The 14,675-nt window shown below is 33.0% G+C and carries 10 protein-coding genes; 8 read left to right on the forward strand and 2 right to left on the reverse strand.

Annotated features, from left to right (window positions below):
* Window positions 1–34: 34 nt before the first annotated feature.
* From DWZ69_RS01195 to DWZ69_RS01225, 7 genes are all read left to right on the forward strand, one after another.
* Window positions 35–1,393: an acetyl-CoA carboxylase biotin carboxylase subunit gene (locus tag DWZ69_RS01195; protein ID WP_117999377.1), complete on the forward strand. Its 1,359-nt coding sequence runs from the start codon at window positions 35–37 to the stop codon at window positions 1,391–1,393.
* Window positions 1,390–3,195 carry an acetyl-CoA carboxylase carboxyltransferase subunit alpha gene (locus DWZ69_RS01200; RefSeq protein WP_118435734.1) on the forward strand — a complete coding sequence of 602 codons (1,806 nt, stop codon included), beginning with the start codon at window positions 1,390–1,392 and terminating at the stop codon, window positions 3,193–3,195. The genes DWZ69_RS01195 and DWZ69_RS01200 overlap by 4 nt, the downstream gene beginning before the upstream one ends.
* Window positions 3,195–4,265, forward strand: coding sequence for a nitronate monooxygenase family protein (locus tag DWZ69_RS01205; RefSeq protein WP_118435736.1), 1,071 nt, complete (start codon window positions 3,195–3,197; stop codon window positions 4,263–4,265). The genes DWZ69_RS01200 and DWZ69_RS01205 overlap by 1 nt, the downstream gene beginning before the upstream one ends.
* Window positions 4,266–4,588: 323 nt before the next feature.
* Window positions 4,589–9,271 (forward strand): RHS repeat-associated core domain-containing protein, encoded by a 4,683-nt coding sequence (locus DWZ69_RS01210; protein ID WP_158573336.1) that lies wholly within the window; start codon window positions 4,589–4,591, stop codon window positions 9,269–9,271.
* A gap of 92 nt (window positions 9,272–9,363) precedes the next feature.
* Window positions 9,364–9,939 carry a hypothetical protein gene (locus DWZ69_RS01215; protein ID WP_022164565.1) on the forward strand — a complete coding sequence of 192 codons (576 nt, stop codon included), beginning with the start codon at window positions 9,364–9,366 and terminating at the stop codon, window positions 9,937–9,939.
* Between the two features lie 22 nt (window positions 9,940–9,961).
* Entirely contained in the window at window positions 9,962–10,291 is a 330-nt protein-coding gene (locus tag DWZ69_RS01220) for a hypothetical protein (RefSeq protein WP_022164566.1), read from the forward strand.
* A gap of 84 nt (window positions 10,292–10,375) precedes the next feature.
* Window positions 10,376–10,942 carry a TetR/AcrR family transcriptional regulator gene (locus DWZ69_RS01225; protein ID WP_022164567.1) on the forward strand — a complete coding sequence of 189 codons (567 nt, stop codon included), beginning with the start codon at window positions 10,376–10,378 and terminating at the stop codon, window positions 10,940–10,942.
* A 97-nt stretch (window positions 10,943–11,039) separates the two neighbouring features.
* On the opposite strand, the gene DWZ69_RS01230 is transcribed toward DWZ69_RS01225, so the two are convergent.
* On the reverse strand, window positions 11,040–11,684 hold the full coding sequence (locus DWZ69_RS01230) for a sce7726 family protein (protein WP_117999381.1): 645 nt from the start codon (window positions 11,682–11,684) through the stop codon (window positions 11,040–11,042).
* 187 nt (window positions 11,685–11,871) lie between these two features.
* Window positions 11,872–13,455, reverse strand: a complete 1,584-nt coding sequence (locus DWZ69_RS01235; RefSeq protein ID WP_117999382.1) for an Ig-like domain-containing protein — start codon at window positions 13,453–13,455, stop codon at window positions 11,872–11,874.
* Window positions 13,456–13,670: 215 nt separating this feature from the next.
* Between DWZ69_RS01235 and DWZ69_RS01240 the strand changes: the two genes are divergently transcribed.
* Window positions 13,671–14,660: an ABC transporter substrate-binding protein gene (locus DWZ69_RS01240; RefSeq protein ID WP_118435739.1), complete on the forward strand. Its 990-nt coding sequence runs from the start codon at window positions 13,671–13,673 to the stop codon at window positions 14,658–14,660.
* Window positions 14,661–14,675: the final 15 nt, after the last annotated feature.

The following is a 14,675-nucleotide window of genomic DNA, read 5'->3' on the forward strand; positions in this document are numbered from 1 at the left end:
TAAAACAGATAATTGGAAATTAGAGGTGATTTTGGTGATACGAAAAATGTTAATTGCAAACAGAGGTGAAATTGCAGTAAGAATTATAAGAGTTTGTAGGGAAATGGGGATAGAAACTGTTGCAGTATATTCTGTTGCAGACAAGGAAGCATTACACACCCAGTTAGCAGATGAAGCTGTTTGCATAGGTGAAACAAAGTCCAGCGAAAGTTACCTGAACATGGAAAGCATTATTAGTGCTGCCATTACAACAGGCGCAGATGCAATTCATCCGGGTTTTGGCTTTTTATCAGAAAATCCAACTTTTGCAAAATTATGTGAAACATGTAACATCACATACGTTGGACCAAATCATACAGTTATTGAAAATTTAGGAAACAAAGTACAGGCGAGAACAACCATGATAGAAGCTAATGTTCCGGTAATTCCCGGAAATGATAGTGGAATTGTAGAGGTTGAAAAGGGAAAGCAGGTAGCTGAGAAGGTTGGCTATCCCATTATGATTAAGGCAGCGTCAGGTGGTGGTGGAAAAGGTATGAGAGTGGCTTTTACACCGTCGGAATTCGATAGTGCTTTTAAGGCTGCACAAAAAGAAAGTGAAATGGCATTTGGAGACAACACCATGTACATTGAACATTTTGTGGAACATCCACGTCATATTGAATTCCAGATCTTAGCAGACAAATATGGAAATGTAGTGCATTTAGGGGAACGTGATTGTTCTCTTCAGAGAAATCATCAGAAAATTATTGAGGAGGCACCGTCTAGCGCCTTGTCAGAAGAATTAAGAAAAGAAATGGGCGAGACGGCAGTAAGAGCCGCAAAAGCAGCAGGTTATGAAAATGCCGGCACAATTGAATTTTTGTTAGAGAAAACAGGTAAATATTATTTTATGGAAATGAATACAAGAATTCAGGTGGAGCATCCAATAACAGAAAACATAACAGGTATAGATATTGTAAAAGAGCAAATTAAAATTGCTCAGGGAGAGAAACTTCCTTTTACACAAAATGAAATTGAAATTAAAGGCCATTCAATAGAGTGCAGAATTAATGCGGAAAATCCAGAGGAGAATTTTAGACCAAGTCCCGGAAAAATTACAGAAATGCATTTTCCAGGTGGAAATGGCGTACGTGTTGATTCAGCTATTTTTACAGGGTACGAAGTTACACCTTACTATGATTCAATGTTAGCAAAACTTATAGTTTATGGTGACAATAGACAGGAAGCAATTAACAAAATGCGAAGTGCCCTTGGAGAAGTGGTAATTGAAGGCATTGATACAAATATAGATTACGAATACGAAATAATAAATAATGAAAAATTTATTTCGGGGGATTTTGACGTAGATTTTATTGAGCAGTTTAATAAGCAGAGGAGAGCTGTAAGTTGAGACTAAAAACAAGAATAAAAAAACAAAGAAGTGGATATGTGACAATAAAAATTCCAAAGCCGGATGTGCCAAAAGGACTTTTTGGAAAATGTAAAAAATGTGGTCAAATGGTATTGTCAGAAGAGGTCAGGGAGAATGGCTATATTTGCCCTAAATGTGGCGGTTATGTGAGAATGCACGCAAAGCGCAGAATCAAAATGCTTGTTGACAAGGGAACTTTCGAACCATGGTTTGAGGGACTGGAAATTAGCAATCCACTTGGAGATAAAGAGTATGAAAAGAAATTATTGGAAGTAAAAGAAAAAACAAAATTAGAAGAAGCAGTAATAACAGGAAAAGCTTTAATTAACGGCAGCGAAGTTGCTTTGGCGGTAATGGACGGACGTTTCTTAATGGCAAGTATGGGAGAAATTGTTGGCGAAAAAATTACACGAACTGTAGAGAAAGCCACAGAAGAAAATCTTCCTCTTGTAATTGTGGCATGTTCCGGTGGGGCAAGAATGCAGGAGGGAATTATTTCCCTTATGCAAATGGCAAAAACATCGGCAGCCCTAAAACGTCACAGCGAAAGTGGAAATCTCTACATATCTGTTTTAACTGATCCAACAACAGGTGGGGTTACTGCAAGTTTTGCAATGCTTGGGGATATTATTATGGCAGAACCTGATGCGTTAATAGGTTTTGCAGGTCCCAGAGTAATTGAACAGACAATCGGCCAGAAGCTGCCAAAAGGATTTCAGAAGTCAGAGTTTCTGCTTGAACATGGGTTTATAGATTTAATTGTGGAAAGACAGAATTTAAAAAATAAGTTGTCAGAGATTATTAAACTTCATTATTCTAAGAAGAGCAGTGAAGAAAATTGTAAAGTTGTAGATGAAAAGGACTTACAGAAATTAAATGAAGAGAGCAACGAAATCAAGGTGGATAGGAATTGGAAGAGAGAAAATTCCGAAAGTGATTCAAAAAAATCTCCGATAGACGACGGAAATTGTGAAACAGAAAATGAGAGGTTTAAGAACAATTTGACACCTTGGGAAAAAGTTCAGATTTCACGAGAGAACAAACGTCCTACAGGACTTGATTATATAGAAAAACTTGTGGAGAATTTTACAGAGTTGCATGGTGACAGATATTTTGGAGATGACAGCGCAATTGTTGGTGGAATTGGAACTGTTAACAATAAGCCGGTAACAGTTATCGCTCAGGTAAAAGGTCACAACACAAAAGAAAACATTAGCAGAAACTTTGGCATGCCATCACCGGAAGGCTACAGAAAGGCTTTGCGTTTAATGAAAGAGGCAGAAAAATTCCACAGACCTATAATATGCTTCGTTGATACTCCGGGAGCATTTTGCGGTTTGGAGGCAGAAGAAAGGGGTCAGGGTGAAGCCATAGCAAGAAATCTTTTTGAAATGTCAGCAATAAAAGTACCTATTCTGTCTATTTTTGTAGGAGAAGGGGGAAGTGGCGGTGCCTTAGCCATGGCAGTTGCCAATGAAGTTTGGATGCTGGAAAATTCAGTGTATTCGATTTTGTCTCCTGAAGGCTATGCAAGTATTCTTTGGAAAGATGGAAAAAAAGCTGACAAAGCGGCAGAAGCCATGAAAATGACAGCGGATGATTTGAAGCAGTTAAATGTAATTGAAAAAATATTTAAGGAACCTGTTGACTATAATGTTACAACCCTTGAATTTGTAACTGATAGGCTAAAAACAGAAATAGACCAATTTTTAATTAACAAATCTCATTTATCAGAGAAAGAAATTGTTAATGAAAGATATAATCGATTTAGGAGAATGTAATGAATATTAAACCTTTAAAAATAGGGGAGTTGCAGGCGAAAATCCCATTAATTCAAGGTGGAATGGGCGTTGGAATTTCTTTGGGAAATCTTGCAGGAGCGGTAGCAAATGAAGGTGGTGTTGGAATTATTTCCACGGCACAAATTGGATTTAAGGAAAAGGATTTTTACGTTAATACCTTGGCAGCTAATTTACGTGCCATTGAGAAGGAATTGAAAAAAGCCAGAAAAATTGCTCCAAAAGGAATTTTAGGCTTTAATATAATGACTGCGCTTACCAATTATAAAGAGCAGGTGCTTACAGCAGTGGAGGCAGGGGCAGACATTATTATTTCCGGCGCAGGACTACCGGTGGATTTACCTGCTTTTGTGCAAGGTTACAAAACAAAAATAGCCCCCATTGTATCAGGTAAAAAGTCAGCTCAGGTTATTTTAAAATACTGGGATACACGATACAAGAAAACAGCCGATTTAGTGGTTATTGAAGGACCAAAAGCAGGTGGTCATCTTGGATTTAAAAAAGATGAGCTGGAGAAGTATGGTTTTGGTGCATGCAAAAAGGATTACAGTGAGGAAGTTCTGGAAATTAAAAAAGTAGTTCAGGAATACGAGAATAAATATTCAAAAAAAATCCCCATTGTTTTGGCAGGTGGAATTACAACAAGAGATGATGTTAAAAATGCATTTGACTTAGGAATGGACGGAGTTCAGGTAGGTTCATTATTTGTGACAACGGAAGAATGTGACGCTCACATTAATTATAAAAATTCTTATGTTAATGCAAAAGAAGATGAAATTACAATTGTGAAAAGTCCGGTGGGGATGCCTGGAAGAGCCATCAAAAATAAGTTTATGAGTCAGGTTATGGCAGGAGAAAATTTTCCACCAAAGAAATGCCTTAAATGTCTCAAAAAATGCAATCCGGCAAACATACCATATTGCATTACAGAGCGCTTAATTAATGCGGCAGAGGGAAATGTAGATAATGGTTTACTATTTTGTGGAGCAAATGCCTATATGCAAAATGAAATTACAACAGTTCATAGGGTTATAGAAAAACTGTTTGGGTAGTTTAAAGGTTGCACAAAAAAATGAAAGTGTTATACTGTGGATATATAAATGGGTACGTGAAAGAGAAGGCAGTGAAGAACTTAAGATTTTAGAAACATTAATACTAATAAGAATATAAGAGACTCTGGCATAACAGTTAATGTATCAGATAGAATCTGAGAGACTTGCTGTTGTGGCAGAGTTTTGTTTTTTGTTGGTTAAATTCTTTTAGAAATTGTATTTGATTTATCGAAAATGAAATTTTGTATTTGTTCATTTCCCATAATTAGTAACCGGTATGAAGTAATACCAAGTAACACATGAAAAACATGGGAGGAAGGAACATGAAAAAGAAGATTTTTAAGAGTAGGAAGTTCAAAAAAGTAGTAGCTATTGCACTTACGGTAGCTACAACTACCACACTGGGAAACGGAGGAGTGTATAAATCTGTCAGTGGAGTAGAAAATGCAAGTAAACCTGAACAAACAGTAGTTAAAGAGAAGCCGAAAGTTTTAAAAGAGTTAAAAGATGAAAGAACTCAAAATTCAAATACTTATTTAATGAGTGATGGCTCTAAAAAGACAGAAATACATACAGATAGTATAAGATTTAAAGATAAGGGGAACTTGGCAGACTTTTCAACGAAACTTGTTAAAATATCAAAAGATGCGAAAGATATATTAGATGAAAAGACAGACGTAAACGGAGAAGACTATAAATATATAAATGAAAGTGGGAACATAAGACAATATTTCCCAAAGACATTATCTGTAGATACAGGGGTTGTTTTGAATAATGGGAAATATATATTAAATATGTTGCCTGTAACTGAAGAAGAATATATTCCGCAAAAGAATGAAAGTACAGTTACATATTCAACAGAAGAAACGAATATTAAATATGAGTATATTTCAATGAAGAACGGAGTTAAGGAAAATATATTACTAAAAGAAAAACCTGAAAAATACTCATTTAAATATAAAATAGAAGGTGAAAACATATGCTTGAAGCAAAGAAAAAATGACAGAGGAATTTTAGTATGTGATAGTAGTACAAATGAAACAATAGGATATATTTCACCACCAAATTTAGAGGATGGTAATGGAGATGTAGATTATGAAAATGTTGAATATAAACTAAAGAAAGAAAATTCAGAGACAGAAATAGAAGTTAAACTTAACAGACAATATTTTGATAATGAATCATTGAAGTATCCTGTGAAGGTTGATCCGACAATGGTATGGATGTCTGACTATTTAGCAACAAGAGGTGTATGGTCAGTTCCATTTATGGCTGATTCAATGATGAACTATAAAATATTAAACGTTACTAATTATCTAAAAGATGCATATCCATATAATAGTGAAAATAGAATATATCTTGATACAACAAATCTTTTAAGTGGAAAAAGTTTTGTTGGAACTAAAACACCTCTTAAAGGCAAATATATAGAAAGTGCAGAACTTATTTTTAGTGAAAGTAAAACACCGGATTATTATCCAACAGGTACTGTTCAAGTAAAAAGAGCATTAGCTAAATGGGATAAATCAACAATAACATGGAATTCACAGCCCAAAATATCAGATGATTATATTGCTGAAACACAGTGTACAGGAGAGGAAGGAAATCGTCATACACTAGATATAACTGATTGGGTGCAGGATATAGCAGATGGTAAGTTAGAGGATAATGGATTAGTGTTCACATGTCCTGAAAAAGGAATGGCAGCATCTATCTATAGTCCTGAAATACAGTATTCAAGTTCAGAGAATGGTAAATACGGAGATCCATTATATATGGCAATTGCTGTTAATTATAGAGAAATGAAATCATATGATGAAACAGTAGAATTAAATGCAGAGTATGCTAATGATGAAAATAATATTCAACTTAACATTACAGATAATAATACAGATGATGGGGTGACAGTAACCGGATATAAAATATATGCGAGAAAAAATAATGCATCAGTGTTTTCAGTAGTAGGAAAGGGAACAACAATAGACGAGACAATCAAGATAGCATCAGACAATGAAGATTGTATAGATTTAAGAGCATGCTTGTTATATTCTGATGGAACAGTTAGACCTTCGAATATTGTATCTCTTAAGAAGAGCAATGAGGATGATGATTCAGAAATCACCTACGAAAATGTTAAAATTGATACAGACGGAGATGGACTCGAAAATGGATATGAAATATGGGATTTTAAGACAAAGTGGAATGAAAAGAAATCTGATGGCACATACAATCAGGATACAGACGGAGATGGATTCCCAGATGGCTATGAAGTATTTACATTGGGTACAGATCCGGCAGTAGCAAATGAATCAGGAGCAGATAGTGATGGAGATGGATGGACAGATTTAAGAGAATATAAAGAAGGAACAGATCCGTGGTTAAAGGATTCAGATTTTGATGAAATAAAAGATTCTGATGATTTTGAAACAACAAATCCGAGAAAAACAGATAACCCTCAGAATAAAGGAACAGATAGATTAGGAGCATGTTCAGCAGAGGTACATAAAGGACTTTACGATAGAGAATATTCTGAATATGACAACGGTGTAAAGACCACATATTTAAAAAATATTTATAGAAATGATATAAAAAAAGTAACAACCGATTATGGTGATGAAAACTTAAATAAAGTGGTAAAATATTTCTATGATGAAAAAGGAAACAACACTGCTGTTATAGAAGAAAATCAAAATGATAAAGACCACACAATATGCATTACATATACATATGATAGTGACGGAAATGTAATATACATATGTGATCAGAAAACAGCATATACAATGGAATATCAAGACAGTGAGATGAAGTCGCTTAAAGTAGGAAATATAGAGCTTGTAAATAATTCGGAAAATATAATAAAAAGCAATGATGAAGCTTCCGATATTGCTGTAGGAGAGATAATAAACAGTACAGAAAATACAACTACATATGGTAATAATCAAAAGATTCGAACAGTAACAACTGAAATGAAGGTGGCAGAAAACGATACAACATCAGTTGCTAGGAAAGTAGAAATATATTATGATACAAACAGCATTCCTGCATATACAACCGAATACAATGATGCGGGAAAGATTATAAAATTCACAGATAATACAGGAAAAGAAGCTGTAAGTTATAACTACATTTATACAGGTGATAATGTAAAGGTTGAAAGAAATGATGGCTTTATAAAGACAGTCAATACAGAACAAAATGAAGAAAGTGGCATTACACAAAAAAATATTGAGTATACATATAAAGATATTTTAGACAGAAACGCAACATATAAGACAACTCAAAAGTCTGATATGTCAGATGAAAACAAAGTATTGATGACAAATGTATTTTACAATAATGCAGTGTTGACAGAAGAGTCAAGTGATAATGAACAAACAATAAGCAGAAAATTGTATTCAAGTCTTAATGGTCAGGGAATATTTAATGTAGATGAAAAGAAGAATACAGAACAGGAATCATTATATACAATAATTTTTAGTGGAAATAAAAAGGTATTTAGCTATATATATGATTTGGCAGGAAATATAACGGAAATAAAGCTGGGCGATAAGAAAATTTATGAATATGCCTATGATGTACACGGAAGAATTACAAAGGAACTTGATTATGTTAATAAAACAGGTTGTACATATGGATATACAAGTACAGGAAATGTTGTAGCAAAACACATAAAAGAAATTAATAATGATGGAAGTCTTACTAATGTAAGAGATATTAAATATAGTTATCAAAATGGAGAATGGGCAGATCAACTTACACAGTATGACGGACAGAAGATAACTTATGATGGTATGGGAAATCCTATAGATTATATTGACGGAAAAACTTTTAAGTGGACAAGAGGCAGACAACTTGAACAAATGACATTAAAAGATGGTTCAAGTGTTACATATAAATATAATCAGGATGGATTAAGAACATATAAAGATACAAAGGAATCTATAACTAATTATCAATGGGATGATTCTAAGCTTATAAGAGAGACAGTAGCATATAAGGGAGATGAAAAGAAGTATGATATTTGGTATTTTTATAACAATGATGATGAAGCTATAGGTTTTGAGTATAGTGAAGTTGATAATAGTAATATCGTTAAAACACCAATTTATTTTGAAAAAAATAAACAGGGAGATGTTATTGGTCTTCTTGATACAAAGGGAAAAGAACTTGTGAAGTATTCATACGATGCATGGGGAAATATTGTTGATGTATCATATGAAAATGAAACAGCATTAAAATTAAATCATATAACTTATCGAGGATATTACAAAGATAACGAAAGTGGATTTTACTATCTCCAAAGTAGGTACTATGATTCTGAAACAGGAAGATTTATTAATGCAGATGATGTTAAAATATTAGGAATAAAAGATACAAGTATATATAAAGATAATCTATATTGCTATTGTAACAACAATGTTGTAAATTGCACAGATCCAAATGGTAAATCTCCTATAATAATATATTATGCTTACGAGTTTATAAAGGCTTGTGTAATACTGGTAGGAACGGTAATTGCATATTGTAGTATAAAAAAGATAATGAATTCGTTTAAGGAATATTGTAAATTAGTAGGAAATGGAATGTCTGGTATAGCATATACCGTTGTGCATGGTGGTAAACGTGCATTCAGTTGGGGAAAGAGTAAAATAAAAAAAGCCATTAAAGCTGTTAAGGCATTTACAGAAGTAGCAAAGGCTGAAGCAAAGATAAGAAGTCGTGTTAAAAGAACATCTAAAACTCGTTATTGGAGTGCAACTTTAAAAAAAGGATATGTTGATATTGGTAGACCATTATCATATTCGCAGGCTGTAAAAGAGGTTTCAAGAAGACACAATGTGTTTACAGTTACTAAAGCAGAGGCGAAAGCTGTAGCTAAAGCTGCTGGCAATAATAAAAAACCAACAAAGGCTGAAATTGATAAGGGAAAAAATGGAATTATAGGATATTACTGGCATTATCATACTTATAATAGAAATGGCGCCCATGTATGGTATTTGTTTTAGATAAAGTAACAAATAGCTTTATAGAATAATTTAGTCTTATACACATTGAAGATTAAATTATTAGTAATTTGATATTTTTAAGGAGGTAAATTATGTTAGCATATATATCAATTTTATTAAAAACAATATTTAGGAAGAAACATTTTTGCATTACAAGTGAAATATCAGGAGAATTATACGATAAAGTGATAGACTTCCTGATGACACAATGTGATCAATTTGCGTTTTGTGTGCCAAATTTAGGAAAAACATTAATAAATGAATCTAATGCGAAATATTTTCCTGAATATAAAATAGGATATACAGAAATGGATGACGACTGGGTTGAGGATTATAATAGATATCGTGTTAATATTAAAAAGTATTTAGATAGTATTTCTGAGCATATCAAGAATCATTATATTGATACGGTATATTGTGATTCTATTTCAGAATATGAAAAAGAAATATTTCTGATTGAACTAAATGATGATACGAGAAAATTTTTCGATTATGTTAAGGATTTATATCAGTGGAAATATCCTGATTTTCCTGAAGATTTAAGTTTTTATAGAAAAGGCAAAGTTTTTATGTCGAGTGTAGCTCATGAAAATATGTGCGAGTTCTGTAAAAAGCGAAAAGTAGAAGAATTTCTAAAAAATAACAATATAGAATATTACAAAGGGTAAGTAGACAAAGAAAGGCTAATATATGAAAAAGAAAATAAAAATAATTGTAATAGTTGCCTTAATTTTAATAATTCTTGTGCCATATATTTTTGTGGAAGGTAACACTCTTTTATTTGGAAGTGAATTTAAGAATCAGTATAAACAGACAAACATGATTGACGACATAGAATACTATAAGGTTTTTTATAATACAAATAAAACTGCCAAAGTGTATTATGTGGAATCAGACCATGAAGCAGGTCATTTTATTTGGTTCAAAAAAGAAAAGTCAAAATGGAAAATGACAAAATGGACTACGGTATGGTCACAGTATGGTAGTGCTAGCGGAATAACCTTTCCTTTTTACAAGTAGGCTTATTTTACAATTTTACTAATATGTCTAAAAGTGGTAAAATACCATTTTGAGGAATATCCTTCAAGGTATAGGAGGCGCAAAATGGAAAACACTTGTAAGGTAGACAAAAGAATAAGACGAACAAAAAAGATACTTACTGAGGCTTTAATTGAAATACTGAAAGAGAAAAATGTTATGGATGTTACAGTAAGCGAGTTAGCAAAAAAGGCTGATGTGACTCGAACAACTTTTTATCAGTATTATCGTGATCCTGTGGATATGCTTGAGCAGTTACAGGATGAAATTGCCGAAGATATTCAAAAAGTTGTTGAGGCTACAGAAGGAGGAAACGCAGAGGGCTTTTTCTATGGCCTGTTTAACTATTTTTATGAGGATAAAATCAAAGCAGGTTTGTTGTGTTTTAGTGTGAACAACCAGACCGGTTATGAAAAAATGGGATATTACATACATGACAAGTATATGCTTAGATGGAAAGATAAGTTTATGGATGAATCTCTGAAACAGTTTAAATATTACAGATACTATATAGTTTTTGGCTGTACGGCTGTTGTAGAAAACTGGGTTCGTGGCGGAATGAAGGAAACACCACAGGAAATGGCAACAATAGCCAAGAGCTTCCTACCAAGAGAAAAAATTTATTTAAAATAATAAATAAAGGTACTACTAATTGCACAGGCTTTTCAAAAGTTAGATTTACGAATCTAACCATTGGAGGCTGCACAGATTTTCATTAGTAGTACCTTTTTTATATGTGTTGGCGTGAAATCTTTTTGGATTTTTTTGAACGCCTTTTCCTAACAGGTTTCTGATTCTCTTTCTTGTAGTTTGCGATTATGTCAGCAATCAAAGTATAGTCTCGCTCAAAAAGTTCAGTGCTGATTTCTAAATCAAGTTGCTCTCGTGGAAGTTTTTCAATAAGCTTGTTTACAACAAAATCCTTGCTTTTCTGTTTATACTTTGGAAGTTCATTTCGTTCCTGAATATGTGCAAGTTCAGGTCGCCATAATAAACTAAGCTTACGCTTAATACGCTGGCGTTTATTTCGTGTAGGTTCCCGTAGTACATAGAAGTCCATGTTGCCGTCAATTAGCTCAGCAGAAATAATTCCCCAACTGTCAGGTATATGTTCATTAACGTGTTTTGCGTGAGTTGAACCAACCACAACATAATTATAGTCGAAGAAAAGATTATAGTCTTTTACCTGTCTCTCTAATCTTACATATGTATCTGCGTCGCTTTTTATTTCAAGTCCCACTAAAGAATCGTCAGTAACCATAATAACATCAGCTCTTGAGCGGGCAATTTCTACTTCTTCAAGTATTCGTATTTTTCCGTAAGAATCCTCCAGATAATTAAACAGAGGCTCTCTAATATCTGCATCATGTAACATAAATTCACCTTTAATTAAAAAAATGATTATAATAGAAATTTTTTTAATATTTTCTAGTTATAAATCTCAAACATAGATTATAACATTATTTCAACAAAAGGTGTTAGATTACTTCATTAGAAAATGCAGCAAGTTTGTTTATACAAGTTTTTATTATGTTCTTTAGTACATTCCTCTTTATATCTCTTTACTGTAATTTGATTTTGGCAGCAGGTGATTTATAGCTGTTACACAATGAGCTTGAATATACCGCTACGATTTTGTAGTAATAGGTTCTACCTTTTTTAACATTATAATTAATGAACTTATTAGTAGTTGTAGTAGCTATTTTGGTATATTTTGATTTACCTAATCGTCTTCTGTAAATGTAGTATTTAACAGCAGATGAATTTTTCTTCCAGGTTACTTTAACGTTTGAATATTTATAGCTTTTTGTAGAACCGCTGGTTTTAACAGCTTTTACTGATGTAGGAGTTTTAAGTTTAACTCTTACATATCGGGTCAATTTTATGCCACTATCTGTTTTTGCAGTAATCTTTGCAGAACCGATTTTTTTTGCTTTGACTGTACCTGTTTCATCAACAGAAACTACAGATGGATTACTACTTGTCCAAGTGATTGTATCAGTGGTGTCAGTTGGATAAATTTCCGTAGTGTACTTTGCAGTATCTTTTATGTGTAGGTAAATACTACCTTCTTTTATAGTAAGAGAGGTAGAAGGCTGAACAACATTTACTGTGCAGAATGCCATAAGTCCGCTATCTGTTGAAGCTTTAATCATTGAAGAACCATTTCTAATTGCAGTAATGGTACCTTTTTGTGAATTTACACCTACGCTTGATTCGTTAGTGCTTGAATATGTTATTGTATTTGAATAATTTGCCATAACAGGGTTTGTGTCAGTGAAAGTGATTTTGGCATTCACAGAGGCTTTTTCCCCTTTTTTAAGAGTAACGTTATAGGTAGATAAAGTTATCATTCCGTCGGCTACATTCTGAAGTTTTTTTGCAGTATCATTATCTAATTTATCTATAATATGGCTGGTGTCGAATTCACTTCCTGACAAAAAAGTATTGTTGTAAGCTGATGTTTCAAATATAGTCTGAAAAAGTGTGCAGGCAGCCAGATAACTTCCCTCTAATGTTGGATGAATCATGTCGGAATTATATAAGTTAATTTCAGGATATTCTTTCATGCATCTTGTATAATTGACACCTACAGGTGCAACTTTGCAGTCAAATTTATTTCCAAGAGAAAAATAGAATTTAGTCATATAATTTTGCAAGGTAATATTGTCAAAGTAAATTGAAGTGCCATCAATTATAAAATCATTACCAATATAATCTGCCTGAGTTTCATATAGTATTGTCTTTGCACCTGTGCTATCAATTGTTGATTTTAAGTTTGTGATAGCATTTTTAGTTGCTTCTAAATTACCCATTATATTTTCGCGGTGCTCCTGCAAAATAACAAAATCCCATTTCTCTTTTGATAGAGCATTAACAATTTCTGTGTTATAAGCATTGCCCGTTGTGGCAAATTGAGTAAGTTTATAACTAGAGGCTGTAATGGATTTGACCTCACAGTTAATATTGTTAGCTTTAGCAAGACCTTCCACCATCAAAGGCATTTGATTGTAATAGGTTGAGCTGTTTCCGATAAATAAAATTCGTGTTGTTGAAATATCGTTAGATGTGGCATAGGTTGGGGTACAATTTATGCCAAGAAAAATTAATAGTAAAAGAAAAATAACCTTATAATATCTCTTCATTTTTTGTCTCCTTATGTATTTTGTAAATAATCTGCTAAAAGAGTAAAGTCGAAATTTGATGGAAAATTTATATCAAAATCACATCATATCAGATTGATAAACTCACAAAGGTATTAGTAAAAATGGGAAAAATAGGATTTTTAGAAAAAATAAAAAGAAATATAACCAAAAGAAAAACAAAAAACAAAAACATTAAATGAAAGGAATTTAAAAATATGAGAATTATTAAAAAAGTTTTGAGCTTCGCGCTGATTACAGCTATGGCAGTAACAATGACAGCATGTGGAGGCAGCAGTAAGGAAAGCAAAAATGATAACAAGATTGTTATCAGATACCAGAAAAGTATTGCTTATGCACCAGTAATGATAATGGCAGAAAAGAATATGATTTCAAAATATTATGACAAGGATTTAGAAGTTGATTGTCAGGTTGAGAAAGATGGAAACACAATTAAAGAAGGCGTATCAAGTGGAAGCATTGATATTGGAACATTAGGATTGCCACCGGCAGTTGTTGGAATTTTAAGTGGCAGTAAATACAAAATCTTTTCAGGTATTTCTTCACAGCCATATTCAATTGTTACAAATCAAAAGGATATAAACACTTTAAAAGATTTAAAAGATAAAAAAATTCAGATAGGAGTTTTAAGTACAAACAGCCAGGGACATATTTTACTTGGTATGGCTGCTAAGGCTGAACTTGGAGATGCTCATGCATTTGATAATGTGCTTAATTCGGTTGACAATGCATCAGGATTTGACGGAATTAAAAGTGGTTCAATTAAGGCACATATTGTAATTTCACCGTATAATTTCAAAGAGTTAGCTGTGGAGGGAACTCATGAAATTGCTATTAGTGAAGATGTGTGGGTGCCTGGAGATACATCTATTGTGGGAATTGCTTCAAAAAATCTATATGAAAATAACAAAGATTTATACAATGCAGTTTGCAAAGCACTTGATGAAGCTATGCAGTATGTAAAGAACAATCCTGAAGAAACAGCACAACTTGTAAAAGATAAATTAGAACTTGATGACAGCGTGGAAGATATTGTTAAGTGGATGAGTGATTCAAAATCACAATATTCAACAACACTACAGGGTGTAGGAAATTTTGTTCAGTTTATGCAGGATGAAGGATTTTTAGAAAACGAATATTCAGGAAATCTTAGTGACATTGTATACGATGGTGTAAAAGGAAAATAAAGTTACAAGGAGACA

It is taken from the genome of Eubacterium sp. AF34-35BH (genome assembly GCF_003477765.1).
Lineage (GTDB): Bacteria > Bacillota > Clostridia > Lachnospirales > Lachnospiraceae > Eubacterium_G.

Coding starts and splice junctions, on each gene's coding strand:
- DWZ69_RS01205 (WP_118435736.1), top strand. CDS start 3,195: ATGAATATTAAACCTTTAAAAATAGGGGAGTTGCAGGCGAAAATCCCA.
- DWZ69_RS01210 (WP_158573336.1), top strand. CDS start 4,589: ATGAAAAAGAAGATTTTTAAGAGTAGGAAGTTCAAAAAAGTAGTAGCT.
- DWZ69_RS01215 (WP_022164565.1), top strand. CDS start 9,364: ATGTTAGCATATATATCAATTTTATTAAAAACAATATTTAGGAAGAAA.
- DWZ69_RS01220 (WP_022164566.1), top strand. CDS start 9,962: ATGAAAAAGAAAATAAAAATAATTGTAATAGTTGCCTTAATTTTAATA.
- DWZ69_RS01225 (WP_022164567.1), top strand. CDS start 10,376: ATGGAAAACACTTGTAAGGTAGACAAAAGAATAAGACGAACAAAAAAG.
- DWZ69_RS01230 (WP_117999381.1), bottom strand. CDS start 11,684: ATGTTACATGATGCAGATATTAGAGAGCCTCTGTTTAATTATCTGGAG.
- DWZ69_RS01235 (WP_117999382.1), bottom strand. CDS start 13,455: ATGAAGAGATATTATAAGGTTATTTTTCTTTTACTATTAATTTTTCTT.
- DWZ69_RS01240 (WP_118435739.1), top strand. CDS start 13,671: ATGAGAATTATTAAAAAAGTTTTGAGCTTCGCGCTGATTACAGCTATG.